The sequence below is a fragment of the Brevirhabdus sp. genome (assembly GCF_052826345.1).
The window spans coordinates 1-25390 of record NZ_JBRBUA010000062.1 but is presented as its reverse complement, the minus strand read 5'-3'; the positions used below and the strand labels follow the sequence as shown (position 1 = coordinate 25390).

The 25390-nt window shown below is 67.2% G+C and carries 23 protein-coding genes; 14 read left to right on the top strand and 9 right to left on the bottom strand.

From position 1 onward, the window contains the following. Positions 1-42 precede the first annotated feature (42 nt). Positions 43-2046, top strand: coding sequence for an acetyl-CoA carboxylase biotin carboxylase subunit (locus tag ACU0BR_RS07910; protein WP_446156308.1), 2004 nt, complete (start codon positions 43-45; stop codon positions 2044-2046). Between the two features lie 43 nt (positions 2047-2089). Here the strand turns inward: ACU0BR_RS07910 and ACU0BR_RS07905 are convergent, their stop codons facing one another. Further along, positions 2090-2572: a DUF4174 domain-containing protein gene (locus tag ACU0BR_RS07905; protein WP_446156307.1), complete on the bottom strand. Its 483-nt coding sequence runs from the start codon at positions 2570-2572 to the stop codon at positions 2090-2092. 199 nt (positions 2573-2771) lie between these two features. Here ACU0BR_RS07905 and ACU0BR_RS07900 point away from each other — a divergent pair, with 199 nt between their 5' ends. The 3 genes from ACU0BR_RS07900 (at position 2772) to ACU0BR_RS07890 (ending at position 6937) form a co-directional block, all read left to right on the top strand. Next, complete coding sequence (locus ACU0BR_RS07900) at positions 2772-3734, top strand: hypothetical protein (protein ID WP_446156306.1); 963 nt, start codon at positions 2772-2774, stop codon at positions 3732-3734. Between the two features lies 1 nt (position 3735). After that, on the top strand, positions 3736-5826 hold the full coding sequence (gene scpA / locus ACU0BR_RS07895) for a methylmalonyl-CoA mutase (protein ID WP_446156344.1): 2091 nt from the start codon (positions 3736-3738) through the stop codon (positions 5824-5826). A 232-nt stretch (positions 5827-6058) separates the two neighbouring features. Beyond that, the gene (locus ACU0BR_RS07890) at positions 6059-6937 is read left to right on the top strand and encodes a glycosyltransferase family 25 protein (RefSeq protein ID WP_446156305.1); all 879 of its coding nucleotides are present in this window, start codon (positions 6059-6061) and stop codon (positions 6935-6937) included. Between the two features lie 8 nt (positions 6938-6945). Here ACU0BR_RS07890 and nhaA read toward each other — a convergent pair whose 3' ends face one another. Continuing rightward, a complete protein-coding gene (gene nhaA, locus ACU0BR_RS07885; protein WP_446156304.1) occupies positions 6946-8151 on the bottom strand; it encodes a Na+/H+ antiporter NhaA in 1206 nt (401 codons plus the stop codon). 131 nt (positions 8152-8282) lie between these two features. Here nhaA and ACU0BR_RS07880 point away from each other — a divergent pair, with 131 nt between their 5' ends. The 4 genes from ACU0BR_RS07880 to ACU0BR_RS07865 all read left to right on the top strand — a co-directional run bounded on the left by ACU0BR_RS07880 (position 8283) and on the right by ACU0BR_RS07865 (position 10660). After that, complete coding sequence (locus tag ACU0BR_RS07880) at positions 8283-8903, top strand: VOC family protein (protein ID WP_446156303.1); 621 nt, start codon at positions 8283-8285, stop codon at positions 8901-8903. After that, positions 8900-9385, top strand: coding sequence for an N-acetyltransferase family protein (locus tag ACU0BR_RS07875; protein ID WP_446156302.1), 486 nt, complete (start codon positions 8900-8902; stop codon positions 9383-9385). Before ACU0BR_RS07880 ends, ACU0BR_RS07875 begins: the two co-directional genes overlap by 4 nt. Before the next feature lie 3 nt (positions 9386-9388). Continuing rightward, positions 9389-10093 carry a TerB family tellurite resistance protein gene (locus tag ACU0BR_RS07870; protein ID WP_446156301.1) on the top strand — a complete coding sequence of 235 codons (705 nt, stop codon included), beginning with the start codon at positions 9389-9391 and terminating at the stop codon, positions 10091-10093. 246 nt (positions 10094-10339) lie between these two features. After that, positions 10340-10660: a hypothetical protein gene (locus ACU0BR_RS07865; protein ID WP_446156300.1), complete on the top strand. Its 321-nt coding sequence runs from the start codon at positions 10340-10342 to the stop codon at positions 10658-10660. 19 nt (positions 10661-10679) lie between these two features. Here ACU0BR_RS07865 and ACU0BR_RS07860 read toward each other — a convergent pair whose 3' ends face one another. The 4 genes from ACU0BR_RS07860 to ACU0BR_RS07845 all read right to left on the bottom strand — a co-directional run bounded on the left by ACU0BR_RS07860 (position 10680) and on the right by ACU0BR_RS07845 (position 16422). After that, complete coding sequence (locus tag ACU0BR_RS07860) at positions 10680-12323, bottom strand: Ppx/GppA family phosphatase (RefSeq protein ID WP_446156299.1); 1644 nt, start codon at positions 12321-12323, stop codon at positions 10680-10682. 74 nt (positions 12324-12397) lie between these two features. Beyond that, entirely contained in the window at positions 12398-14587 is a 2190-nt protein-coding gene (locus ACU0BR_RS07855) for an RNA degradosome polyphosphate kinase (RefSeq protein WP_446156298.1), read from the bottom strand. Between the two features lie 68 nt (positions 14588-14655). Next, positions 14656-15339: a chromosomal replication initiator DnaA gene (locus tag ACU0BR_RS07850; protein ID WP_446156297.1), complete on the bottom strand. Its 684-nt coding sequence runs from the start codon at positions 15337-15339 to the stop codon at positions 14656-14658. Positions 15340-15354: 15 nt separating this feature from the next. Then, positions 15355-16422: an AI-2E family transporter gene (locus tag ACU0BR_RS07845; protein WP_446156296.1), complete on the bottom strand. Its 1068-nt coding sequence runs from the start codon at positions 16420-16422 to the stop codon at positions 15355-15357. 163 nt (positions 16423-16585) lie between these two features. Here ACU0BR_RS07845 and proS point away from each other — a divergent pair, with 163 nt between their 5' ends. From proS to ACU0BR_RS07825, 4 genes are all read left to right on the top strand, one after another. Beyond that, on the top strand, positions 16586-17944 hold the full coding sequence (proS, locus tag ACU0BR_RS07840; protein WP_446156295.1) for a proline--tRNA ligase: 1359 nt from the start codon (positions 16586-16588) through the stop codon (positions 17942-17944). A 207-nt stretch (positions 17945-18151) separates the two neighbouring features. Then, positions 18152-19438 carry a lipoprotein-releasing ABC transporter permease subunit gene (locus ACU0BR_RS07835; protein WP_446156294.1) on the top strand — a complete coding sequence of 429 codons (1287 nt, stop codon included), beginning with the start codon at positions 18152-18154 and terminating at the stop codon, positions 19436-19438. Continuing rightward, the gene (locus tag ACU0BR_RS07830; protein WP_446156293.1) at positions 19431-20114 is read left to right on the top strand and encodes an ABC transporter ATP-binding protein; all 684 of its coding nucleotides are present in this window, start codon (positions 19431-19433) and stop codon (positions 20112-20114) included. The genes ACU0BR_RS07835 and ACU0BR_RS07830 overlap by 8 nt, the downstream gene beginning before the upstream one ends. A gap of 93 nt (positions 20115-20207) precedes the next feature. After that, entirely contained in the window at positions 20208-20867 is a 660-nt protein-coding gene (locus ACU0BR_RS07825; protein ID WP_446156292.1) for a DUF3047 domain-containing protein, read from the top strand. Positions 20868-20961: 94 nt separating this feature from the next. Here the strand turns inward: ACU0BR_RS07825 and ACU0BR_RS07820 are convergent, their stop codons facing one another. The 3 genes from ACU0BR_RS07820 to ACU0BR_RS07810 are packed head-to-tail and all read right to left on the bottom strand — an operon-like array spanning position 20962 to position 23176. Beyond that, positions 20962-21765, bottom strand: coding sequence for a substrate-binding domain-containing protein (locus ACU0BR_RS07820; protein WP_446156291.1), 804 nt, complete (start codon positions 21763-21765; stop codon positions 20962-20964). Further along, entirely contained in the window at positions 21762-22478 is a 717-nt protein-coding gene (locus ACU0BR_RS07815) for an ATP-binding cassette domain-containing protein (RefSeq protein WP_446156290.1), read from the bottom strand. The genes ACU0BR_RS07820 and ACU0BR_RS07815 overlap by 4 nt, the downstream gene beginning before the upstream one ends. Then, the gene (locus tag ACU0BR_RS07810) at positions 22472-23176 is read right to left on the bottom strand and encodes an ABC transporter permease (RefSeq protein WP_446156289.1); all 705 of its coding nucleotides are present in this window, start codon (positions 23174-23176) and stop codon (positions 22472-22474) included. The genes ACU0BR_RS07815 and ACU0BR_RS07810 overlap by 7 nt, the downstream gene beginning before the upstream one ends. A gap of 292 nt (positions 23177-23468) precedes the next feature. On the opposite strand from ACU0BR_RS07810, the gene ACU0BR_RS07805 reads away from it, so the two are divergent. Next, entirely contained in the window at positions 23469-24617 is a 1149-nt protein-coding gene (locus ACU0BR_RS07805; protein ID WP_446156288.1) for a sirohydrochlorin chelatase, read from the top strand. Next, positions 24614-25282, top strand: coding sequence for a precorrin-8X methylmutase (locus ACU0BR_RS07800; protein WP_446156287.1), 669 nt, complete (start codon positions 24614-24616; stop codon positions 25280-25282). The genes ACU0BR_RS07805 and ACU0BR_RS07800 overlap by 4 nt, the downstream gene beginning before the upstream one ends. The last annotated feature ends 108 nt before the right edge of the window (positions 25283-25390 follow it).

Sequence of the window (25390 nt, the reverse complement as noted above, 5' to 3'; positions counted from 1 at the left end):
CCGGCCCCGACGGCCGGAGCGTTCACACGACGGAGCCGCGCAATGTTCAAAAAGATCCTGATCGCCAACCGGGGTGAAATCGCCTGCCGGGTCATCAAGACCGCGCGCAAGATGGGCATCGCCACCGTCGCGATCTATTCAGACGCCGACCGCAACGCGCTGCATGTGCGGATGGCCGACGAGGCGGTGCACATCGGCCCGGCGCCCGCCAACCAGTCCTATATCGTCATCGACCGCGTGATGCAGGCGATCCGCGACAGCGGCGCCGAGGCGGTGCATCCGGGCTATGGCTTCCTGTCGGAGAACCCGAAATTCGCCGAGGCGCTGGAGGCTGCGGGCGTCGCCTTCATCGGCCCGCCCAAGGGCGCGATCGAGGCGATGGGCGACAAGATCACCTCCAAGAAGATCGCGCAGGAGGCGGGCGTGTCGACCGTGCCCGGCCACATGGGGCTGATCGCCGATGCCGAAGAGGCCGTGCGCATCGCTACGGAAATCGGCTATCCGGTGATGATCAAGGCCAGTGCGGGCGGCGGCGGCAAGGGGATGCGCATCGCCTGGAACGACGAAGAGGCGCGCGAGGGGTTCCAGTCGTCGAAGAACGAGGCGGCGAGCAGCGTCGGCGACGACCGCATCTTCATCGAGAAATTCGTCACGCAGCCGCGCCATATCGAGATCCAGGTGCTGGCCGACCAGCAGGGCAACGCGATCTATCTGGGCGAGCGGGAATGCTCGATCCAGCGGCGCAACCAGAAGGTCATCGAAGAGGCCCCGTCGCCCTTTCTGGATGAGGAAACCCGCGCCGCGATGGGCGCGCAGGCGGTCGCGCTGGCGCAGGCGGTGGGCTATACCAGTGCGGGCACGGTGGAATTCATCGTCGACGGCGAGCGCAATTTCTATTTCCTCGAGATGAACACCCGACTTCAGGTCGAACATCCGGTGACCGAGCTGATCACCGGCGTCGATCTGGTCGAGCAGATGATCCGCGTCGCCAACGGCGAGCCGCTGTCGCTGGCGCAGGCGGATGTCACGCTGAACGGCTGGGCGATGGAAAGCCGGCTTTATGCCGAAGATCCCTATCGCAACTTCCTGCCCTCCATCGGACGGCTGTCGCGCTATCGCCCGCCCGAAGAGGTGGTGCGCGACACCCATGTCGTGCGCAACGACACCGGCGTCTATGAGGGCGGCGAGATCTCGATGTACTACGACCCGATGATCGCCAAGCTCTGCACCTGGGGGCCTTCGCGGCCGGAAGCGATCGAGGCGATGCGCGTGGCGCTCGACAGTTTCGAGCTGGAGGGCATCGGGCACAACCTGCCGTTCCTGTCGGCGGTAATGGATCACCCCAAGTTCGTCGCGGGCGAGATCACCACCGCCTTCATCGCCGAGCAATACCCCGACGGCTTCGAGGGCGCGACGCTGGACGACACCGCGCTGCGCCGGATCGCCGCCGCGGCGGCCGCGATGAACCGGGTGGCCGAAATCCGGCGCAGCCGCGTGTCGGGGCGACTGGGCAATCACGAACGCCACGTCGGCACCGATTGGGTGATCACCCTGCAAGGCAAGCGGTTCGCCGTCGGCATCGAAGCGGCCGACCCATCCGGCGCCACCGTCCGCTTCGACGGGGGCGAGGCGCTGCGCGTCGCCTCGGACTGGGTGCCGGGCCGGACGCTGGCGCGGCTGGACGTGGGCGGGCAGCCTCTGGTGCTGAAGGTCGGCAAGATCCCCGGCGGGTTCCGCATGCGCAGCCGCGGCGCCGATCTCAAGGTGCATGTGCGCAGCCCGCGCCAGGCCGAACTGGCCGCGCTGATGCCCGAGAAACAGCCGCCCGACACCTCGAAGATGCTGCTGTGTCCGATGCCGGGTCTGATCGTCAAGATCGACGTCGAAGAAGGCCAGGAGGTGCAGGAAGGTCAGCCGCTGTGCACCGTCGAGGCGATGAAGATGGAAAACATCCTGCGCGCCGAACGCCGCGGCGTGGTCGCTCGCGTCAACGCCGCCGCGGGCGACAGCCTGGCGGTGGACGATGTGATCATGGAATTCGCGTGACGCCGGCTGCGCCCCCAAGGCCTGCGCACCGCGGCTCGGCGCATCACTGGTTGATGTTGCGGCGTTCGCGCAGCTCCTGCTCGCGCAGGGGGGTCTTGTCGATGGCGCGCGATATCTCGCGCACGTCCCAGGGAAACGGCTTGCGCAGTTTGATGCCGCCGTCCTTGCCGATCAGCACCAGCGCAAAGCCGCGCGGGCGCAGCTTTTGGCGCAGCGCGGAACGTGCCTCGGGGTCGGTGTCGGTGATGACGATCACGTCGCGCTCGGCCAACTGGCCGGGGCGGGCGGCCAGCAAATCCACCTGGCGGATGAAATTGGGGTCCGCGGGCGTGTCGGCGAAGACCACCACGGGGCGCGCCAGCCATTTTAAATCGTTCAAATCCACATCGATTGCGTCGAATACGACGGTCGGATCTTCTTTCCAGTGGTCGATCAGCGAGGGCGCCGCGGGCTCCACCACAAAGGTTTGCGCCTGGGCGCCCGCAGCGATTAATGCGGCAAGAACAATCGTCAGCAGCGTTTTCATCAGGCCTCCGTTCCAATTTGATATAAAGGCTTTGGACCGCTTTGCTAAGGTGCAATCGGCGGGGGCGGAAAATATGCAATCCCACCTATTTCGCGCAGCGCGCGTTAAGTCCATGCTCAGCGGGTGCTGTCCATGCTTGCGGTGAACCGACAGACCCGGAGGCCGTCCGACCCTGTCGCCAACGCAGGAGGGGCCGCGAGTGCAGGTCATTTTACATCTGGGCGCGCATCGCACCGGCACGACCAGCTTTCAGGGGTACCTGCGCGACAACCGCGCGGCGCTTGCGGCGGCGGGGGTTGCGCATTGGGGACCCGACAGGACGCGGAGCGGCCTGTTTCAGGGGCTGATCCGGCGGCGCGATCGCGTGACCCCCGACATTGCGGCGCTTGGCGCCCGGTCCTGCGGGCTGATCCGCATGGAACTCGACCGGCTGGCGCAATCGGGGGTGCGGCAGCTGATCGTGTCGGAGGAGAACATGATCGGCGCGCTGCGCCACACGCTGACGGCGCAGCGGCTCTACCCCGATGCGGGGGCGCGGCTGCACCGTTTCGCCGCCGCCTTCGCCGATCATCCGACACGCGTGGTCATGGCGATCCGCGGCTATGCGGCATGGTGGGGCTCGGCGCTGGCCTATGCGATCCCCGTGGGCCATCCGGCCCCGGGCTTGTCGCAACTGGACCGTCTGGTCGACCAGCCCCGGCGCTGGCGCGACGTGCTGAGCGAGGTGGCGCAGGTGTTCGCCCAGTCCCCGCTGGACGTCTGGGCATTCGAGGCGCTGATCGCGCAGCCTGCGCGCCAGCTGGGCATCGCGCTGGGGCGCCACAGCTCTCTGCCGGGTGCCACGGCGGGCGCCTGGCATCACCGCTCGCCCTGCGCGGACGATCTGCGGCGGGTCCTGCGCGACCGGGGCGAGGAGGTGGCGCGCATCCCGCCCGGCACCGACCGCTGGCAACCCTTCGCCCCCCCGCATCTGGAGGCTCTGGACGCCGCCTACAGGCAGGATCTGGATTGGCTGCGCCAGGGTGCGGAGGGCATCGTCCGCTACCACGACATGCACGTGAGGCCGCAGGCGCAGGATGCATTCGCCCCGCCGACCGCACCGGTTTACAGAAAAGGACAGACCCGTGACACATCGCAGAGAGGAATGGAAATCACGCGCTGAAATGGACCTGCGGGGCCGCAGCCCCGACGATCTGGTGTGGCACACGCTCGAAGGGATCGAGGTGCAGCCGGTCTATACGCAAGACGATCTGGACGGGCTTTCGCATCTCGACAGCCTGCCGGGTCAGGCGCCCTATACGCGCGGCGTAAAGGCCACGATGTACGCGGGCCGGCCCTGGACGATCCGCCAATATGCGGGCTTTTCCACCGCGCAGGAATCCAACGCCTTTTACCGCCGCGGGCTGGCGGCGGGGCAGCAGGGGGTGTCGGTGGCTTTCGATCTGGCGACGCACCGCGGCTATGACAGCGATCACGCGCGTGTCGTGGGCGATGTCGGCAAGGCGGGCGTCGCGATCGACTCGGTCGAGGACATGAAGATCCTCTTCGACGGCATCCCGCTCGACAAGGTGTCGGTCTCGATGACGATGAACGGCGCGGTGATCCCGGTGCTGGCCTCTTTCATCGTCGCGGGCGAGGAGCAGGGCGTCGACCGGGCGCAGCTGTCGGGTACGATCCAGAACGACATCCTCAAGGAATTCATGGTGCGCAACACCTATGTCTATCCGCCGGAGCCGTCGATGCGGATCGTCGCCGACATCATCGAATATACCAGCCGGGACATGCCGCGTTTCAACTCCATCTCGATCTCCGGCTACCACATGCAGGAAGCCGGCGCGAACCTGGTGCAGGAGCTGGCCTTTACCCTGGCCGACGGGCGCGAATACGTGCGCGCGGCCATCGGGCGCGGCATGGCGGTGGATAAATTCGCGCCGCGGCTGTCATTCTTCTTTGCCATCGGGATGAATTTCTTCATGGAGGCCGCAAAGCTGCGCGCCGCGCGGCTGCTGTGGGCGCGCATCATGGAGGAATTCGCGCCGCAGGACCCGAAATCCTCGATGCTGCGCACCCATTGCCAGACCTCGGGCGTATCGTTGCAGGAGCAGGACCCCTACAACAATATCGTGCGCACCGCCTTTGAGGCGATGAGCGCCGTGCTGGGCGGCACCCAGTCGCTGCACACCAATTCCTTTGACGAGGCAATGGCGCTGCCGACCGATTTCTCCGCCCGGATCGCACGGAACACGCAACTGATATTGCAGGAAGAAACCGGCATTACCAATGTCGTCGATCCGCTGGCGGGCAGCTATTACGTGGAAAAGCTGACCGCCGAACTGGCCGATGCCGCCTGGGCCCTGATCGAGGAGGTCGAGGAAATGGGCGGCATGACCAAGGCCGTGGCCAGCGGGATGCCCAAGCTCAGGATCGAGGAAAGCGCCGCGCGCAGGCAGGCGGCCATCGACCGGGGCGAGGATGTCGTGGTCGGCGTCAACAAGTATCGGCTGGACAAGGAGGACGAGATCGACGTCCTCGACATCGACAACGAAAAGGTCCGGCAGGGGCAGGTCGCGGCGCTGGAACGCATCCGCGCGGAGCGGGACCAGCCCGCCTGCGACGCCGCCCTGGCGGAGCTGTCGCGCCGCGCGCAGGAGGGCGGCAACCTGTTGGAGGCGGCGGTCGAGGCCGCGCGCGCCCGCGCAACGGTCGGAGAGATCAGCATGGCGATGGAAAAGATATTCGGGCGCCACCGGGCGGAGATCAAGACGCTCGCGGGGGTCTACGGTTCTGCCTATGAGGGCGACGAGGGGTTCGCCACCATCCAGAAGGAGGTGGAGGCCTTCGCCGAGGAGGAGGGCCGCCGCCCGCGCATGCTGGTGGTCAAGATGGGTCAGGACGGCCACGACCGCGGCGCCAAGGTGATCGCGACCGCCTTTGCCGACATCGGCTTCGACGTCGATGTGGGGCCGCTGTTCCAGACCCCGGAGGAGGCCGCGCAGGACGCCGTCGACAACGATGTGCATGTCATCGGGATTTCCAGTCAGGCGGCGGGGCACAAGACCCTCGCCCCCAAGCTGGTGCAGGCGCTGAAGGACGCGGGCGCGGGCGATATCATCGTTATCTGCGGCGGCGTCATCCCGCAGCAGGATTACGCCTTTCTGAAAGATGCGGGGGTCTCCGCGATCTTCGGCCCCGGCACCAATATCCCCGAGGCCGCGCGCGACATTCTCGAGCTGATCCGCGCGGCGCGTGCCTGAAACCCTTTGAGTGGGGGCCTGCGCCTGGCGGCGCGGGTCCGGGATGCCTACTGGGGATGCGAGGCACCAGGGGAGGGGCCGCCGCGGCGGGCCGGAACCGGGATAGGTGCCGAGAGCGCGGCGGGAGGCGCGGCTGGGGCGCGGCTGGGGCGCGGTCGGCCATCGGCAGACGGCTTGCGAGGGGGGTGAACACGCGGTGGCGTGGCGGCGCGCTTCGTGGCAGAAGCAGGGGATGAAAACAGATCCCTCAACCGGGCCCGCCGCCCAGGCCATCCCGATCTACATCATCAACCTGGCGCGCCGTCCCGACCGCCTTGAACGGATCGGCGCGCATCTGGACGGGCTTGGTCTGGAATGGCAGCGCAGCGATGCGGTGGACGCGCGCCAGACCCCCCCGCAGGATCTGGACCGGCTGGTGCGCGCATCGGGGCCGCTGGGGCGGCTGGGCGATGGCGACCGGGCCTGCACGGCGAGCCATTTTGCCGCGTGGCAAGCGTTTCTCGACAGCCCCGCGCGCTTTGCGCTGTTTCTGGAAGACGATGCCTACCTCGCACGCGATAGCGCGCCGATCCTGCGTCATGACGACTGGATCCCCGCGGGGGTGGATGTGATAAAACTGGAAAAATTCGGCGACCGCCCGTCCCGGGTGCTGCTGGGCCCGCCGCTGTGCGTGCTGCCCAACGGGCGCGCGCTGCACCGGCTGGAATCGCGGCACGTCGGCGGCGCGGCCTACATCCTGTCGCGCGCGGCGGCACAGGCCGCGCTGGCGCAACGCGGGCGGGTCCGGGTGCCGGTGGATCATCTGCTCTTCAACGCCAATGTCTCGCGGCTGGCGCGCCGGTTCGCGCCTGCGGTGATCCGTCCGGCGATGGCGACGCAGCGCGCCTATGGCTACAACTCCGACATCGCGGCGCTGGGCAAGGCCGCGCGCCCCGAGGGCTGGCGCCTGAAATGGCGCAGGGTCAAGCGCGGTTTCCATGAGATCAACCGCCTGCCGCGACAACTGGCCTTGCTGGCGCTGGGGCGCGCCGGGGTGCAGACGCTGGAATGGGTCGAAGATCCGGCCGGCACGGATCCCGCGGCACGCGCCCCCGGGCGGGAGCGCGGCTGACGGCACCGTTACTCCGGCAGGGGGGGCGCGGCGGCTTGCGGGGTCTTTTCCCGCTGCGGTGTGGCGAAGGCCATCAGCACGCCAAAGCCGATCACCGCAGACACCGCCGATCCCGCCAGCACACCCAGGCGCACCGCGTTCATCTGTGCCGCATCGGTAAAGCTGAGCGAGCCGATGAACAGCGACATGGTGAACCCGATGCCCGCCAGGCAGGCGATGCCGTAGATCTGGGGCCAGTTGGCCCCGTGCGGCATGCGGGCGGCACCGGATTTCACCATCAGCCAGGTCGCGGCGAAGACCCCCAGCTGCTTGCCCACCACCAGCCCCAGCGCGATGCCCAGCGGCAGCGGCGACAGCAGATCCGCCAGCGACATGCCCTTGAGCACCACGCCCGCGTTGGCAAAGGCGAAGATCGGCACGATCAGGTAGAACACATAGGGCGACAGCCCGTGTTCCAGCGAGCGCAGGGGCGATTTGTTCCACTTGTCGGTCAGCGGAATGAACAGCGCCGTGACCACGCCCGCCAGCGTCGCATGAACGCCCGAGCGCAGGACAAGGAACCACAGGATCAGCCCCAGCAGCAGGAAGGGCGCGATACGGTGCGTGCCGCGCATGTTCAGCCACACCAGCCCCGCCAGCGGCAACAGCCCCAGCAGCAGATAGTCGATCTTGAGATCGGCGGTATAGAACAGCGCGATGATGATGATGGCGCCCAGATCGTCCAGGATCGCCAGCGTCAACAGAAAGATCTTGAGCGACGCGGGCGCCCGCGTGCCCACCAGCGCCAGTACCCCCAGCGCGAATGCGATGTCCGTGGCGGCGGGGATCGCCCAACCCGACAGATTCTCGCCGATGCCGCGGTTGATCGCGAAAAAGACCAGCGCGGGCAGGACCATGCCCGCCACGGCGGCGACGCCCGGCAACATCACGTCCTTGGGATCTTTCAGGCGGCCGTCCAGCACCTCGCGCTTCAGTTCCAGCCCGATCAGCAGGAAGAACACCGCCATCAACCCGTCGTTGATGAAAAGCAGCAGGGACTTTTCCAAGCCCTCGTCGTTGAGCGTGATTTTCAGCGTCGAGGCGAGCGTGTCCTCATAGACCGGCGCCAGCGCCGAGTTCGCCACCGCCAGCGCGGCAATGGCGGAGGCGAGCAAAAGGACGCCTCCGGCCGCTTCGTGTCGAAAGAACCGGTCGAGAGTGCGCATCAATGTCATGAAATGCCCTTGGCTTCCAAATTTGTTTTCGTACAACTGGGCATCGACGACCGAATTTCAATGCTTTTGTGCCTCGTCTTCGGCAGGCGGGCACAATACACTCTCGGCATCGGACAATAGAAGGATCGGGGATGCGCGCCACATTCGATCATCTGGCAATCACCGCGACGGATCTGGAACTTGGCACGGCTGATGTTGAAACCGCCCTCGGGACGCAGCTTCAGCAGGGGGGGCATCATCCGGAAATGGCAACCCACAACGCCTTGTTGAGCCTTGGTCCACAGGAATATCTCGAGGTCATCGCGATCGATCCGGAGGCAAGGCCGCCCGATCATCCCCGTTGGTTCGACCTCGACCGCATGGCGGGGCCCGCGCGCATCGGCGCCTGGGTGCTGGCGGTCGACGATCTGGAGACCGCCCTGCGCCTCGCGCCCGAGGGCGCGGGCACCCCGGTCGAAGTGTCGCGGGGCGATCTGAGGTGGCGCATGTGCGTGCCCGACAGCGGCACCCTGCCGTTCGAGGGCGCCTTTCCCGCGCTGATGCAATGGCTGAGCCGCGCGCATCCGGCGCCCCGGCTGCAGGATCGCGGATGCAGGCTTCACGGTTTGCGGCTGGGTGTGCCGGACCCGCGCAAGCTGGAAAAGGCGCTGGCGCCGTTCCTTCAGGACCCGCGCATCGAGATCGAACATTCGGTGCGCACCACGCTGCGCGCCAAGATCGACACGCCCTCGGGCCGGTGGACGCTGGAATGATTCGCCCCGCCGAAGACCGCGACAGTGCCTTCATTTCCGACATCTGGTCGCCGGTGATCCGCGACACGCTGTCCACATTCAACAGCATCGAACCGGCGGCCTCCGACATTCAGTCGATGTTGCGGGCCAAGCGGGCGCAGGATCACGCCTTTCTGGTGGCGCTGCATGAGGGCCGCCTGGCCGGGTTCGCCTGCTACGGCCAATTCCGCAACGGCGTGGGCTACGCCCGCTGCATGGAACATACGATCATACTGGCCGAGGAAGCCCGCGGCCTGGGGCTGGGCCGCCAGCTGCTGGGCGCGCTGGAACATCATGCGCGCGAGCGTTCGATCCACGCGATGATGGCCGGTGTCAGCGCGGCCAATGCCACGGGGGTGCGGTTTCACGCCGCAATGGGCTATCTGGAGGTGGCGCGTCTGCCGCAGGTAGGGTTCAAGAACGGCGCGCTACTTGATCTTGTCCTCATGCAGAAATTCCTGTGAACCATGTCTCTCTGGTCCCGCATTGCCGATGCCCTTGCCGCCCTGACCGGCGGAGAGCCGCTGAGCGCGGTTTTCGAGCGGCTGCGCACGCCGCCGCAGCGCTCGGTCGCCTTCACCATCGCGGTGATCGCGCTGGGCGCCAAGATGGCCAAGGCCGATGGCCGCGTCACCCGCGATGAGGTCTCGGCGTTCCGCGAGATCTTCACCATTCCGCCCTCGGAGGAAAAGAATGCCGCGCGCGTGTTCGACATGGCGCGTCAGGATGTCGCCGGGTTCGAGGATTACGCCCGCCGCATCGCCGCGATGTTCGGCAATGACACGCCCGTGCTCGGGGATCTGATGGAGGGGCTGTTCCATATCGCGATGGCCGACGGCCACTATCATCCGAACGAAAACGATTTCCTGTCCCGCGTGAGCGCGATTTTCGGCATCGACGAGCGCGATTTCCGCAGGCTGCGCGCGCGGTTCGTGGTCGGTTGCGCGCCCGATCCCTATGACGTTCTGGGGGTGCCGCCCGATGCGACGCTCGATCAGGCGCGGCACGCCTGGCGTGCGCTGGTGCGCGACACGCACCCCGACCGGATGATCGCGCGCGGCGTGCCCGAAGAAGCCGTGAAACTGGCCGAAAGCCGCCTGATCGCCATCAACCGCGCCTGGGAGGAAATCAATACCGGCGCTGCGGCACGCCACGTCCAGGAGGCCCGCTGAGGCTCGCCGAGCCCCCGCCGCCGCCGTTTCTGCGTGCCGTGCTTGGCCGCGTGCGCGTGTTTTGGTCATAGGGGCGATGCTGCGCGGGCCGTGCGCGCCTGCGGCGTGCTGACGGACGAGATTTTTTCGCGGCGGCTCTTTAACGCGGCGGCGCGCGCGCTATTCTTTTCGGCTATGAAACAGAACGCGCTTCTCTCCGCCTTGGCGATCGCCGCGTTGGGGGCCCTTTCGGCGCCGCAGGCCGCCGTGGCCCAGTCGGACGCGCAATCCGAGACGCCGCAATCCGAGACGCCGCGACCCGAGGCGCGATCGCCCGACGCGCCCTCCGACGGGACGGAGGAGGGCGGCGGCCTTTCCGGCGGGCTGGATCTGCTGTCGCGGGGGTCGCGGATGATCCTGCGCGGGCTGATGGACGATCTGCAACCCCTGTTGAAAGGGCTCGACAGCGCCATCGACGATGTCGACGCCTATCATCTGCCCGAGGTTCTGCCGAACGGCGACATCATCATCCGCCGCAAGATCCCGCTGGTGCCCGAGACCCCCGAAGAGGGCGAAGTCGAACTATAAGCGCCTGCGCGACCCGCGCTCATGCCTCCGGCTGTGTCTTCGCGGGTTTCCGGGGCTTCGGCTTTCTGGGGAACACGACGTCCGATTCCGCTTCCAGCGCGACCGCGAGCGCGTTGAAGCGCGCGCCGGCGACCTCGCCGAACAGGTCGCGGCTTTCCTCGTCCAGCACCATGCGCAGCAGGCGTTTCTTGGGGAACCATTCCAGATGGCCCATCCGGTCGGGATCGTCGACCGAGAACATCGCGCCGAAACGCATGGCCTTGCCCAGGACCTCGGCCTCCTGCACCTCCCTCTCGGTCAGCAGGTCCAGCACCGGCTCGAACCGTGAGCCGCTGCGCGTGTTCTTGTAGCGGTGCAACAGGGCCAGCCCCAGAAACACCCGCCCGGGATGATCCAGCCCGCCCAGATTGGCGCGGGTGGCGTTGTCGAAACAGACCTCATGGCGGTAATCGGGGTGCGCGCGCCAGCTGACGTCGTGCAGCAGGCAGGCCGCGCGCACCAGACGGCGCCGTTCCGACGGGGCATTGCGGAACAGCGGGCGCAGGAAATGGTAAAGCTGCTTGCCGAACCCCGGCTGGCGCGCGTTGTGCTGTTCGGAAAACCGGCAGGCGTCGATCAGCGGGTCGCGCTTGCGCAGGCGCTCGGGCATCTGTTCGTAAAGCAGCCCCTCGCGGATGCCGTAGGCCGAGGTGTAGATTTCCTTGGGCTGAAAGCTGCGCACCATTTCCTTGAGCACCAGCGACGCCAGCGGCACCAGCGCCATCCGCCCTGAAGACGTGCCCGTGCGCTGGCGCAGCTCATCGGGGTCGTGTTCGGTCAGCCAGTTCGCCGTTTTCTGGATCGAGCGGGGCGTCATCCGGTACTCGTGCAGCACCGACAGCGGGTATTGGCGGCGTTCCATGTCGAGGCGGGCAAAGGCGCGCCAGGAGCCGCCGACCAGATAGATCCGCTTGTGTCCGCCGCCCATCTGTTCGACCAGATCGGCCATCACCGCCTTGATATGCGCCTTCACCGCCTTGCGCCCGCCGCTGATGCCGTTCAGCTTGAGCGGCCCCAGCGGCGAGGTTACGCGCCGCCCGACACGCCCGTCCGCCACCTCGGCCAGTTCCATCGAGGACCCGCCGATGTCGCAGACCAGCCCCTTGGCGCCGGGCCAGCCCAGCAGCACGCCCTGCGCGGACAGGCGGGCCTCCTCGGCGCCGTCGATGACCCATAGCTTGATGCCGGTTTCGCGCTCGACCTGCGCGCGAAATTCCGGCCCGTCGGAGGCCTCGCGCACGGCGGCGGTGGCCACGGCGGTCAGCGGTGCTATGCCCATCGACTGCGACAGCAGGTCGAAACGCTTGATCGCGGAAAGCGCGCGGCGGCGGCCATCGGGATTGAGCTGCCCGGTCTTGTTGAGCCCGGCGCCCAGCCCGCACAGGATCTTTTCGTTGTAGAAATAGGCGGGGCTGCGGGCGGCCCCGTCGAAGACCACCATGCGCACGGAGTTCGAGCCCACATCGACGACCCCCACCCGCGACAGCGACTGCGCGGCCGGATCGTCGAAAAGCGGGCGCCCGAAGGGGCCCCATCCGGCATCCGACGCGGCAGCGCCCGCAGCAGAATCCTCGGACGAACGCGAACCGCGTTCGGGGGGGGGCGCATCGGTGTCAGTCACCATGGTCGGCTCCTTGTGGTGAGCGTTGGCGCAGGCGGGCTCGACGCGCTCAACATGGCGCGCCCCGGTCGCGAGCGTCAATCCTTGGAATGGGCCAATTTCGGCACATCCGAGGCGCCGGCCGATCCGCGCCCCGACAGCGACGGGTTTTCCATGAAGAACCGGTGGCAGTTAAAGGCATATTGACCCTCTTCGGGCGGGGTTCGGGTGAACTGGCCATAGGCGTCCATCACCCAGCTTTGGGCGACATCGGCCAGGTTGGCTGCCATGATCTGGCTGACGATCTGCGCCTTGACGGTCGCGTTCTTGATCTGCACCAGCGTTTCCACGCGGCGGATCAGGTTGCGGTCCATCCAGTCGGCCGACGAGATGTAGACCTTGGCCTTTTTCGACGGCAGCCCGTGGCCGTTGCCGAAACACACGATGCGCGAATGTTCCAGAAAGCGGCCCACGATGGATTTGACGCGGATGTTCTCGCTCAGCCCCTTGATGCCGGGACGCAGCCCGCAGATGCCGCGCACGACCAGGTTGATCTTCACCCCCGCCTGGCTGGCGGCATAGAGCGCGGTGATCACGTCGGGCTCGATGATGGCATTCATCTTGGCCCAGATCTCGGCGGGTTTTCCGTTGCGCGCGTGCTCGGCCTCGTTCTCGATGCTGTCGAGCAGGCGCTGTTTCAGGTTCAGCGGCGAAATCGCGAGGTTGAGCAGCCCCTCGGGCGGCGCATAGCCCGAGACGTAGTTGAACACCTTGGTCGCGTCGCGGCCCAGGTCGCCGTCGCAGGTGAACAGGCTCAGGTCAGTGTAGATGCGCGCGGTGATCGGGTGGTAGTTGCCGGTGCCGTAATGCGTGTAGGTCACCAGCTGGTCGCCCTCGCGGCGCACGACGGTGCTGATCTTGGCGTGGGTCTTGTAGTTGATGAAGCCGTAGACGACATGCGCGCCCGCGCGTTCCAGCCTGCGCGATTGCTGGATGTTCGCGGCCTCGTCGAAGCGGGCCTTGAGCTCCACCAGCGCGGTGACGGATTTGCCGGCCTCCGCGGCTTCGCACAGGGCGCTGACGATGGGGCTGTCCTGCGAGGTGCGGTAGAGCGTCTGCTTGATCGCCACGACGTTGGGATCGCGCGCGGCCTGGGCCAGGAACCGCACGACCATGTCGAAGGTCTCATAGGGGTGGTGCAGCAGCATGTCCTTCTGGCGGATCGCGGCGAACATGTCGCCGTCGTGATCCTGGACGCGTTCGGGCACGCGCGGGGTAAAGGACGGCCACAGCAGGTCGGGGCGGCTGTCGAGCACCAGCTCGCGCAGGTCGGTGGCACCGATCAGCCCGTCGATTTCCACCACCTCCTCGGGCGAGACGTTCAGATTGCCCATCACCACGTTTTTCAGTCCCGACGGCGCATTGGCGGAGATTTTCAGGCGGATCACCTCGCCCCGGCGGCGGCGTTTCAGCGCGACCTCGAATTCGCGCATCAGATCCTCGGCCTCGTCCTCGACCTCCATGTCGCTGTCGCGCAGCACCCGGAAGGCGCAGTCGGCCTTCAGCCGGTAGCCGGGAAACAGATAGCCGATATGCAGCAGCAAAAGCTCCTCCAGCGGCAGGAAGCGGATCGCGGCGCCATCGTCGGGCAGACGCACGAACCGGGCAATCTGGCCGGGAACGGGCAGCAGCGCGCGCAGGCTGCGCCCGTCCGATCCGCGTTCGAGCTGCAGCGCCAGCGAAAAGCCCGCGTTGGGGATGAAGGGAAACGGATGCGCGGGGTCGATGGCCAGCGGCGACAGGATCGGAAAGACGCTGTCGATGAAGAAGCTTTCCAGAAAATCGCGGTCGCATGCGGCCAGATCGTCGCGGCGCAGGATGTGGATGCCCTCATCGGTCAGCAGCGGGCGCAGATCGTCCCAGACGCGCTGCTGCGCGCTCAGCAGGCGGCGCGCGTCGGCCTCGATCAGGACAAGTTGCTCGGCGGGGATCAGCCCGTCGTCGGCGGGGCTGGTGTTGCCCGCACGCGCCAACTCGCGCAGGCCCGCGACGCGCACGGTGTAGAATTCATCCAGGTTGGTGGCCGAGATCGACAGGAACCGCACCCGTTCCAGCAACGGCACCCGCGGATTGTCGGCCTCTTCGACCACGCGCCAGTTGAAGGCCAGCCAGCTGAGTTCGCGGTTGACGAAGCGCGAGGGACCTTCGGGGTCGACCTCGGGCAGGTCGATGGGGTCGGGAAAATCCGATTTCAGGAAATCCGAAGGCGGTGCCGCGCCTGTACCCATGAAGGCCTCTCTGCTCAAGGATGCTCGGGGGTCGGTCGGGGAGGGCGACCGGGTGGATGCTCATACGGTTATGGAGCCCCGCCGCGCCGCTTGTCCAGCACCTCGGCCGCCAGGGTGCGGCTGATGCGGCAGCGACGCGCCAGCGCACGGCGGTCCAACTCGGCCACGACGGCCTGCGCCGCGGCAAAGGAGCGTTCCATCCGCGGCACCAGCCAGGTGATGACTTCGGCGGGGGGCGGGATCTGACGGTCCTGGAACAGCTTGCTGAGCACCGCCGCCAGCAGCCGGTCGTCGGGCGGGTCCAGCTCCGCCACCGCCGCCGCCTGAAGCCGGCTTGCCAGATCCGGCAGGCGGACCGGCCAGCGGGCGGGGGGTGTGGCGCCCGTCAACAGCAGCCGCGCGCCATGGGCCAGCGACAGGTTGTGCAGGTGGAAAAGCGCGGTTTGCGCGGCATCGCCGAGCGGGGCGTCGGCGTCCTCCACCACGATATTGCCGGTGCCGAGCGCGTCGAGGCCCGCGGCTGTCAGATCGCGCGCCCGCAGCACGCGAGCGCGGGCCTCCTCGGCCCAGACCATGGCCAGATGCGTCTTGCCCGACCCCGGCGGGCCGATCAGCGCCAGCTTGCCCTGCGGCCAGTCGCGCCAGCGTTCCAGCGCGGCGACAGCCAGCGCGTTGGAGGGCGAGAGGAAGAAATCCTCGCGCCCCTGGGCGGGCTTGCTGGGCAGATCGAGCGCCAGTTGTTCGCCGCTCATGATGCACCGCGCATGTCAGGCCGCGTCGTCATCGGCGGTGCCGCGATAAAGCGGCCCCTGCTTGTAGCGCTCCACCGCGAAGCGCGTCAGCACCCCCAGAACGGCGGCCAGCGGCACCGCGGCCAGCAGCCCGACAAAGCCGAAGAGCGCACCGAAGGCCGACAGCGCGAGCAGCAGCCAGACCGGGTGCAGCCCGACGCTGTCGCCCACGAGCTTGGGCGTCAGCACGTTGCCCTCGACCAGCTGGCCGGCCTGAAAGATCACCGCCACCACGACGATCCAGAGCCAGTCCCCCCAGAACTGGAACAGCGCCAGCCCGATCGCCAGCAGGCCGCCCACCAGCGCGCCCACGTAGGGGATGAACGTCAAGAATCCCGCGACGGCGCCCACGACCAGGCCGAACTGAAGCCCCACCAGCATCAGCGCCACCGCGTAATAGGTGCCCAGGATGACGCAGACCGTGCCCTGGCCGCGGATGAAGGAGGCCAGCGTCGCGTCGATTTCCCGCGCCAGCCTGCGCACGGTATGCACGTGCTGGCGCGGCACCAGCTCATCCACGCGGGCGACCATGCGGTCCCAGTCCAGCAGCAGGTAGAAGGCCACGACCGGCACGACCACGATCAGCAGCAGGACGTTGATCACCCCCATGGCCGACACGAAGATCGTGTTGAGAAAGGCGCCGCCGCGGTCGCGGACGGTTTCGCCCAGGCTGACGAGGCTTTTGCGGATCGTCGATTCGGCGTCGCCGATGTCGGGAAAGCGGTCGGTCAGGAAGGATTGCAGATTGGCCACGATGCGCGGCGCCATATCCACCAGCGCCAGCGTCTGCTCGATGAGCTTGGGCACGACCAGCAGCCCGACGACCACGAACAGGATCAGCGCCCCCAGCGTGATCACCACCGTCGACAGGATGCGCGACAGCCCCAGCCGTTGCAGCCGGTCCGCAATGGGGTCGAGGCAATAGGCCACCGCGCCGCCCAGCAGGAACGGCAGGATGACATCGCCCATCATCCACAGCAAAACCAGCAGCACCGCCCCCGCGACGCCCCATATCTTGACCTGATCTCGAACCGGCAGCCCCATGCATCCTCCTTTCGGGCTTCTTCGCGCATGGCGGGGGGCCGCGCAAGCGAAACGGCCGGGCCGGGCGGCGCGAGCAGGCGGGTGTGTCCGGATAAGCGCGACTTGTCTGGAGCGGGGCAATGACCTAGACCGTGCCGGAAATTGACCCGAAGGATACCGCGCCATGCGCCTGAGCCGCTATTTCCTGCCCGTCCTCAAGGAAACCCCCGCCGAGGCACAGATCGTCAGCCACCGCTACATGCTGCGCGCCGGCATGATAAAGCAGGCCAGCGCCGGCATCTACTCCTGGTTGCCGCTGGGGCTGCGCGTCCTCAAGAAGATCGAGGCCATCGTCCATGAGGAACAGATCCGCGCGGGCCATATCCCGCTGCTGATGCCGACCATGCAATCGGCCGATCTGTGGCGGGAATCGGGCCGCTACGACGACTATGGCGAAGAGATGCTGCGCATCACCGACCGCCATAACCGCGACATGCTGTTCGGCCCCACCAACGAGGAACAGATCACCGACATCTTTCGTTCGCATGTCGGCAGCTACAAGGATCTGCCGCTGACGCTTTATCAGATCCAGTGGAAATTCCGCGACGAGATCCGCCCGCGCTTCGGCGTGATGCGCGGGCGCGAATTCTACATGAAGGACGGCTATAACTTCGACATCGACCGCGATGCCGCGATCCACGCCTACAACCGCCATATGGTCGCCTATCTGCGCACCTATGAACGCATGGGGCTCAAGGCCATTCCGATGCGCGCCGATTCGGGGCCCATCGGCGGCGACGACACCCATGAATTCCTGGTGCTGGCCGACACCGGCGAGTCGGAGGTCTTCTACGACAGCGCGATCACCGATCTCAGCTTCGGCGACCGGCAGGTCGATTTCGACAGCCGCGCCGAATGCGAGGCCATCGTGCAGGAATGGACGACCCCCTACGCCCGCACCGACGAGACGCATGATCCCGCCCTGTTCGACCAGATCCCCGAAGCGCGGCGCAAAAGCTCGCGCGGGATCGAGGTGGGGCAGATCTTCTATTTCGGCACCAAGTATTCCGAGGCGATGGGCGCCAATGTCACCACGCCCGACGGCGCGAAGGTGCCGGTGCACATGGGCAGCCACGGCATCGGCGTGTCGCGCCTGCTGGGCGCCATCATCGAGGCCAGCCACGACGACCGCGGCATCATCTGGCCCGAGGGGGTGACGCCGTTCCATGTGGGCATCGTCAACCTCAAGCAGGGCGACGATGAGGCCGACGCCGCCTGCGAGGCGCTTTATCGCCAGATCACCGCGATGGGGCTGGACCCGCTTTACGACGATCGCAACGAACGCGCGGGCGCGAAATTCGCCACGATGGATCTGATCGGCCTGCCGTGGCGGATCACCGTCGGGCCGCGCGGGCTGAAAAACGGTGTGGTCGAGCTGACCAGCCGCCGCACCGGCGTGTCCGAGGAACTGCCGCCGGAACAGGCGCTGAGCCGCCTGCAGGAGATCTTTGAGGGTCACCGTCTGGGACGCGGTATTTTCTGAGCCACCGCGGGGGGGGGGGACCAGCCCTGAGCAGCCCGGGGATGGCCGTGACAGGCCCAAGGGCGGCCCAAGCGCGGTCTCGGGGCGGCCCGATCACTCGAACGTGGGGGCGTTTGGCCCTCTGGGGGCCGCGGGTCGGGCCCCGTGCCCTTGACCCTGCCGGGCCTGCATCGCAAGGTCCGCGCGAATTGATCGCAGGAGCCTCGCTTGGCCACCCGAACCTCTCCCTTTTCGCGTTTCGAATGGATGATCGCCTGGCGCTATCTGCGCGCCCGCCGTGCCGAAGGCGGCGTGTCGGTGATGACCTGGATCAGCCTGATCGGCATCACGCTGGCGGTCTTCGCGCTGATCGCCACGCTGGCCGTGCGCGCCGGGTTCCGCGCGGAATTCGTCGACACGATCCTGGGCGCCAACGCGCATATCACCGTCTATGACGCCGTGCGCGTGGCCGAGGACGGCACCACCACCCGCCTGATCGAGGATTATCCCCAGCGGGCGCAGATCATCCGCCAGATCGACGGGGTGACCCGCGTGGCGCCGCTGATCAAGGGGCAGGTGCTGGCCTCGCTGCGATCCAACAATGCGGGCGTCGAGGTCTTCGGCATCGCGCTGGAGGATCTGAAATCGCTGCCGCGCATCCAGAACCCGGCCGAGGCGATCGGCAATATCGACCGGCTGGGCGAGGGCATCGCCATCGGGTCGGGGGTGGCGCGCGCGCTGGGCGCGGAGATCGGCGACCGGATCAAGCTGATCTCGCCCGACGGGGTCAAGACTGCCTTCGGCACCAGCCCGCGCATCAACGCCTATGAGGTGGTCTATATCTTTTCGGTGGGCCGCTACGACATCGACAAGACGCGGGTCTATCTGCCCTTCGCCGAGGCGCAATCCTACTTCAACCGCGAAGGGGGCGCGGACGAGCTGGAGGTGATGGTCCGGAACCCCGAAAAGGTCGATGAAATCGGCTACGCGATCACGCGCGCCACCGGCGAGGGCACGCTGATCTGGACCTGGCGCGACGCGTCGGGCGCGTTCCTGCGCGCGCTCGACATGGAGGACAACGTGATGTTCATCATCCTGTCGATCCTGGTGCTGATCGCGGCGATGAACATCGTCTCGGGGCTGATCATGCTGGTCAAGAACAAGGGCCGCGACATCGGCATCCTGCGCACCGTCGGGCTGACCGAGGGATCGATCCTGCGCGTCTTTTTCATCTGCGGCGCGCTGGTGGGCGTGATCGGCACCGTGGCAGGCACGGTGCTGGGCAGCCTCTTCGCGATCTACATCGACCCGATCTTCGGGGTGGTGAACGCGGTGGCGGGCGGCGGGGTCTGGGATCCGTCGGTGCGCGGCATCTATTTCCTGCCGGCCAAGCTCATGCCCGGCGATGTGCTTTCGGCGGTGGGGCTGTCGCTGGGGCTTTCGTTTGTGGTCACCTATTTCCCGGCGCGCCGAGCCGCGCGCATGAACCCGGTGGAGGCGCTGCGTTATGAGTGATGCGATGCTTCGGCTCACCGCTGTCCGAAAGGCCTACAACCACGGCAAACCCGGCGAGATCACCGTGCTGAAAGACGCCGGGATCGAGGTGGCGAAAGGCGAGGTCGTGGCGCTGGTCGCGCCCTCGGGGGCGGGCAAATCCACGCTGCTGCATATCGCGGGGCTGCTGGACACGCCCGACAGCGGCCTGGTGCAGATCGCGGACACCGAAATGAGTGCCCTGTCGGACAAGCGCCGCACCGAGGCGCGCCGCCGCGACATCGGGTTCATCTATCAATTCCACCATCTGCTGCCCGAATTCACCGCGCTGGAAAACATCGTGCTGCCGCAGCTTGCCAACGGCGTCAGCCAGGCGGACGCGCGGGGCCGGGCCATGGGGCTTCTGGAACAGGTTGGCGTGGCCGGGCGCGCGCAGCACCGTCCGGCCGCCATGTCGGGCGGCGAGCAGCAGCGCGTGGCCTTCTGCCGGGCGCTGGCCAACAGCCCGCGCCTGCTGCTGGCCGATGAGCCGACCGGAAATCTCGACCCCGCGACCTCCGATCAGGTGTTCGGCGCGTTGATGACGCTTGTGCGCGCGACCGGGCTGTCGGCGCTGATCGCCACGCATAACATGCAGCTTGCCGCGCGCATGGACCGCATGGTCCGGCTGGTGGACGGCACGCTGCAACCGGCTTGAGCCCGCGGGAAAGGCGGCAGGCTGACGCCGATGTGAATTGCCGCGGGGCGGGCGCGGCCTAGACTTGCCGACAGCACATCACAGGGAGCGGACATGCAATTTCGCAAATTCCGGGGCGCGGGCCTCATCATGGCGATGCTGGGGTTGGCCTCTGCCGCGCAGTCGATGCCGCTGCCGTTTTCCGATGGTTGGATGACGCAGCGTCTGTCGCTGTTTTCCCACAACAAATTCGACTTTTCCGGCAATACGCTGGGGATCGCCTCAGACGACGCGGTGTCGCTGGTCTATACACGGCTGCCGCGCGCGGATTGGCAGGCGTCCCGGGCCAGCTGGTCCTGGGCGGTGACGCAATCGGTGCCCGCAACCGATCTGACGCGCAAGGGCGGCGACGACCGCAATGTCGCGCTCTATTTCGTGTTCCTGCCCGCCGCCGAGGCCGAGGCGCTGGGCCCCAGGGCCTCCGTCGGCGCGCTGCTGAAGAACGACAATGCCGGGGGGCTGGTCTTTGTCTGGGGCGGCAGCGGCCCGGAAGGGCGGCTGGTCAAGAGCCCCTATCTGAAGGCGCGCGGCGCGACCGTCATCCAGCGCGCCGCGGGGACGGGGGCCTTCGACGAAAGCGTCGATCTGTCGGCAGATTACAAGCGCGCCTTTGGCAGCGCGCGGCAGCAGCTGGTGGGCATTGCCGTGTCTGCCGACAGCGACGACACCAATTCCGCGGTGCGGGCAAGCCTCAGCGATCTGCGCCTGAAGTGAGAGCGTCCCGTTCGCGGCCGCGACGTGAGACGGAGGAGCGCCAGCCCGAAAACCGGCCCGGCGCTCTGGACGTGGAAATTACCGCTTGGCGGTCTTACTGCTTGGCGTTGTAGGTGAACAGCTGTTCACCTTCGAGCCGGTAGCCGTCGATCAGTTCTTTCGCGCGATCGCTCAGCAGCCAGTCCTCGAGCTTTTGCGCGAGCTCCGCTTTGACATGCGGGAATTTTTCGGGGCTGACGCGCAGGTAGGCGTACTGGTTGAACAGCGCCGGGTCGCCTGCGTAAAGCAGTTGCAGATCGCCCTTGTTGGCAAACTTCAGCCAGCTGGCGCGGTCCGACATGATATAGGCATTCATGCCGCTGGCGGTGTTCAGCGCGGCGCCCATGCCCGCGCCCACGGCCTTGTACCAGTCGCCGAAGCTCGCGGGGTCCAGATCGGCGGCCTTCCACAGGCTCAGCTCTTTCTTGTTGGTGCCGCTGTCGTCGCCCCGGCTGACGAAATCTTCCTGCGCGTCGGCGATGTCGGTCAGCGCCTTGGTGGCGCTGTCGGCGCCGCGCACGCCCGCGGGATCCTCGGACGGGCCGATGAACACGAAGTCATTGTACATGATTTCCGTGCGCTTGGGCGCGTTGCCTTCGGCTATGAACTTTTCCTCGGCGGACTTGGCATGGACCAGCAGCGCATCCACGTCGCCCGCAGCCCCGAGCCGCAGGGCCTGACCCGTGCCGACCACCAGAAGTTGCACGTCGATGCCGGTGTCCTTCTTGATGGCGGGCAGCAGGATTTCCGACAGGCCCGAGTTGTGGAAGGAAGTCGTGACCGCCATCTTCATCTCTTCGGCGTGGGCGGAAAAGCCGATCAGCAGCGCCGCGGCGGTGGAAAGAATACCAAGTTTCATAGAACGATATCTCCTTTGATGAACCCGCGAAATTCGTCCGTGGCGGGATTCGCCAGCACGCTATGCGCCTCGCCCGCTTCTCGCAAGGTGCCCTTGTGCAGGAAGAGGATCTGCTCGGCCAGGCGGCGGGCCTGACCCATGTCATGCGTCGACATCACGATGCGCGTGCCGTCCCTGCGGGCGGTCAGCAGGATCGCCTCGATCTCGGTGGTGGCGCGCCCGTCCAGCGCGGCGCAGGGCTCATCCAGGAACAGCACCTCGGGGGCGCGGATCAGCGCGCGGGCGAGGGCGAGTTTCTGCTTTTCGCCCCCCGACAGCACCGTGGCATCCCGGTCGAGCGCATGGCCCAGGCCCACCCGCGCCGCCCAGTCGGCGGCCTGCGCGCGCGCGCGGGCGCGGCGGCTGCCGTGCACGATCATCGGATAGGCGATGCTGTCGATCACGGTGCGGCGCATCATGATCGGGGTCTGGAACACATAGGCCTGATGCTTGCGCGCCACGCGTTCGGGGACGTTCCAGCGCGCCTCGCCCTCGCTTGCGCGTTCCAGCCCGTGCATCAGGCGCAAAAGCGTGGTCTTGCCCGACCCGTTGGGCCCCATCACGATGGTGATGCCAGAGCCGTCCAGCGTCAGGTCGACCGGCCCCAGCAGGCGGCGGCCCCTGCGGCGCACCACCGCGGAGGAAAGGCGAAGCGGCAGGATGGAGCTTACCATTGGCTGGCCCTTTCGGTGCGGCTCAGCGCGTGGATGCCCAGGTTGACCAGCACCGCCAGCCCGATCAGCACGAACCCCAGCCCCAGCGCCAGCGCGAAATCGCCCTTGCCGGTTTCCAGCGCGATCGCGGTGGTCAGCACCCGCGTGGCGTGGTCGATGTTGCCGCCCACGATCATGATCGCGCCGACCTCGCCGATGGCGCGCCCGAAACCGGCGAGCGAAGCGGTGAGAAGCGCGCGCCGCCCGTCCCAGATCAGCGCCCGGATGCGCTGGCCGCGGGTCGTGTTCAGCGAAATCAGCAGGTCGTGGTAATCCGCCCAGAGGTCGCGGATCGCCTGATGCGCGATCGACGCGATGAGCGGCGTGATGATGATTACCTGGGCCACGATCATCGCCGTCGGCGTGAACAGCAGCCCCAGCACACCCAGCGGCCCCGACCGGCTGAGCAGGATGTAGACCACCAGCCCCACCACCACCGGCGGCAGCCCCATCAGCGCGTTCAGCAGCGCGATCGACATGCGCCGATAGCGGAACCGCCTGACCGCCAGCCATGCCCCCAGCGGCAGGCCGATCGCCGACGCGATGAGCACCGCCGTCAGGGTCACCTGGAGCGAACGCAGCGTGATCTCGACCAGATCGGGGTCGAGCGTCAGCAACAGCCATCCCGCCTGCGTCAGTCCGGTCCAGAGTTCATCCATCGCTGGGCATCGGGTGCTTACCTTGATCTGCAATCGCGCGCACTTAACCGGATCGGGGCGCGGATGTGTAGGGGGCGCCATGCCTGCGGCGCGGATATTTGATCCATTTGGAACGCATGTCGCGCGGTTCTTGCGTCACCCCGGCGGCGCTGCTACCAGCGGGCTGACGAGGCCGGAAGGCGGAGCGGAAGACGGGCGAGGCCGACCCATCCAGGGGGCCGCCGCGCGTCATCGTCGACGCAGGCACACCTGCGGCGGGGGCGCGCGCCAGTTTGCGAGGAGGAGCGACCCGATGGACAGATCCCGGACAAGGACCGATGCCCGACCCGACGCAGGGCATAATGAGAAGATCGGCGTGATGCTGTGCGGTCACGGCTCGCGCAGCGAAGACGCGGTGCGCGAATTTTCGGTGCTGGCCGAGCGGCTGCCGGAGTATCTGCCGCCCGAATGGGAAATCGATTATGGCTATCTGGAGTTCGCCAATCCGGTGATCCGCGAGGGGCTGGACCGGCTGCGCGACAAGGGGTGCGACCGCATCCTAGCCGTGCCCGGCATGCTCTTCGCCGCGATGCACGCCAAGAACGACATCCCTTCGGTGCTGAACGAATATGCGCGCAAGCATGGGGTGCGGGTGGATTACGGGCGCGAGCTGGGCATCGACCCGCGGATGATCCGCGCCGCCAGCGCCCGGATCGAAGAGGCTCTGTCCCGGGCCGATGCCGATCATGGCCCTGTCGCGCGGCACGACACCTGTCTGGTGGTCATCGGCCGCGGCGCGTCCGACCCCGACGCCAATTCCAACGTCAACAAGATCGCCCGGATGCTGTGGGAGGGCATGGGCTTCGGCTGGTGCGAGGTCGGCTATTCCGGCGTGACATTTCCGCTGGTGGAGCCGTGTCTGGAGCAGGTGGTCAAGCTGGACTACAAGCGGGTCGTCGTCTTTCCCTACTTCCTGTTCACCGGGGTGCTGATCGACCGGATCTATGGCTTTACCGACATGGTGGCGCGGGCGCATCCCGAGATGCAGTTCATCAAGGCGGGGTATCTCAACGATCATCCGCAGGTGCTGGAGACCTTCGCCGAGCGGGTGACGGAGATCCTGGAGGGCCAGGCGGTGATGAACTGCTCGATGTGCAAGTATCGCACGCAGGTTCTGGGCTTCGAGAGCGAGGTGGGCATGCCGCAGGAAAGCCATCACCACCACGTCGAGGGGCAGGGCGCCACCGCGCCCGGCTCGAACGTGGCGAGCTGTACGCTCTGCGACGATTTCTGCACCGGGGTTTGCCGGTTGGATGCGGGGCATCACCATCATCATCACCACGATCATGACCATGGGCACCATCATCACCATGACCACGACCATCACCACCCGCCCTATCCCCATGCCGACCACCCGCTGGGCCCGGAAAGCGTGCGCAAACACGTAAAGGGGAAGGTGTGAGCAACCCCGCCCCCTATGAGCGTGCGCCGGAGCGGATCTATGCCGAAAGCTTTCGCATTATCCGGGCCGAGGCGCGGCTGGAGGCGCTGCCCGCCGCCACCCATGACATGGCGGTGCGGCTGATCCATGCCTGCGGCATGGTCGATCTGGCCCGCGACCTGCGGCTGAGTGCCGATGTGATGCAGGCGGGGCAGGCGGCGCTGCGCGCAGGCGCGCCAATCTATTGCGACGCGGAAATGGTGGCGCGCGGCGTGATCGCGCGGGCCTTGCCCGAGGGCGTGGAAACCCGCGTCACACTCAACGACGCGCGCACGCCGGGGCTGGCGCAGGCGCTGGGCACCACCCGCTCGGCCGCCGCGGTCGAGCTGTGGCGCGAGGGGCTGGCGGGCGCGGTGGTGGCGATCGGCAACGCACCCACCGCGCTTTTCCATCTGCTGGAGGGGCTGGCCGCGGGCTGGCCGCACCCCGCCGCGATCCTGGCCTTTCCGGTGGGTTTCGTCGGCGCGGCCGAGAGCAAGCAGGCGCTGGTCGCGGCGGATCTGGGCATTCCCCATGCGACGGTTCTGGGCCGTCGAGGCGGCTCGGCGATGGCGGCGGCGGCGGTCAACGCGTTGACGCTGGGGCTGGGCGGTGACGGCACGGCCGGGCGCGGTGTCGCGCCATGACCGGAGTATCGCACGACCTTATGTGTTCCATCCCGGATGATCACATAAGTCCTCGGCGATCTGCGCTGTTCATGGCAAGATCGGTTCTGAGAGACGTCCAAGGCGGAG

Excerpts from the sequence above, each read along its gene's own strand:
- ACU0BR_RS07910 (WP_446156308.1), top strand. The coding sequence starts at position 43 with ATGTTCAAAAAGATCCTGATCGCCAACCGGGGTGAAATCGCCTGCCGG.
- ACU0BR_RS07905 (WP_446156307.1), bottom strand. The coding sequence starts at position 2,572 with ATGAAAACGCTGCTGACGATTGTTCTTGCCGCATTAATCGCTGCGGGC.
- scpA (WP_446156344.1), top strand. The coding sequence starts at position 3,736 with ATGGACCTGCGGGGCCGCAGCCCCGACGATCTGGTGTGGCACACGCTC.
- ACU0BR_RS07890 (WP_446156305.1), top strand. The coding sequence starts at position 6,059 with ATGAAAACAGATCCCTCAACCGGGCCCGCCGCCCAGGCCATCCCGATC.
- nhaA (WP_446156304.1), bottom strand. The coding sequence starts at position 8,151 with ATGACATTGATGCGCACTCTCGACCGGTTCTTTCGACACGAAGCGGCC.
- ACU0BR_RS07880 (WP_446156303.1), top strand. The coding sequence starts at position 8,283 with ATGCGCGCCACATTCGATCATCTGGCAATCACCGCGACGGATCTGGAA.
- ACU0BR_RS07875 (WP_446156302.1), top strand. The coding sequence starts at position 8,900 with ATGATTCGCCCCGCCGAAGACCGCGACAGTGCCTTCATTTCCGACATC.
- ACU0BR_RS07870 (WP_446156301.1), top strand. The coding sequence starts at position 9,389 with ATGTCTCTCTGGTCCCGCATTGCCGATGCCCTTGCCGCCCTGACCGGC.
- ACU0BR_RS07860 (WP_446156299.1), bottom strand. The coding sequence starts at position 12,323 with ATGGTGACTGACACCGATGCGCCCCCCCCCGAACGCGGTTCGCGTTCG.
- ACU0BR_RS07855 (WP_446156298.1), bottom strand. The coding sequence starts at position 14,587 with ATGGGTACAGGCGCGGCACCGCCTTCGGATTTCCTGAAATCGGATTTT.
- ACU0BR_RS07850 (WP_446156297.1), bottom strand. The coding sequence starts at position 15,339 with ATGAGCGGCGAACAACTGGCGCTCGATCTGCCCAGCAAGCCCGCCCAG.
- ACU0BR_RS07845 (WP_446156296.1), bottom strand. The coding sequence starts at position 16,422 with ATGGGGCTGCCGGTTCGAGATCAGGTCAAGATATGGGGCGTCGCGGGG.
- proS (WP_446156295.1), top strand. The coding sequence starts at position 16,586 with ATGCGCCTGAGCCGCTATTTCCTGCCCGTCCTCAAGGAAACCCCCGCC.
- ACU0BR_RS07830 (WP_446156293.1), top strand. The coding sequence starts at position 19,431 with ATGAGTGATGCGATGCTTCGGCTCACCGCTGTCCGAAAGGCCTACAAC.
- ACU0BR_RS07825 (WP_446156292.1), top strand. The coding sequence starts at position 20,208 with ATGCAATTTCGCAAATTCCGGGGCGCGGGCCTCATCATGGCGATGCTG.
- ACU0BR_RS07820 (WP_446156291.1), bottom strand. The coding sequence starts at position 21,765 with ATGAAACTTGGTATTCTTTCCACCGCCGCGGCGCTGCTGATCGGCTTT.
- ACU0BR_RS07815 (WP_446156290.1), bottom strand. The coding sequence starts at position 22,478 with ATGGTAAGCTCCATCCTGCCGCTTCGCCTTTCCTCCGCGGTGGTGCGC.
- ACU0BR_RS07810 (WP_446156289.1), bottom strand. The coding sequence starts at position 23,176 with ATGGATGAACTCTGGACCGGACTGACGCAGGCGGGATGGCTGTTGCTG.
- ACU0BR_RS07805 (WP_446156288.1), top strand. The coding sequence starts at position 23,469 with ATGGACAGATCCCGGACAAGGACCGATGCCCGACCCGACGCAGGGCAT.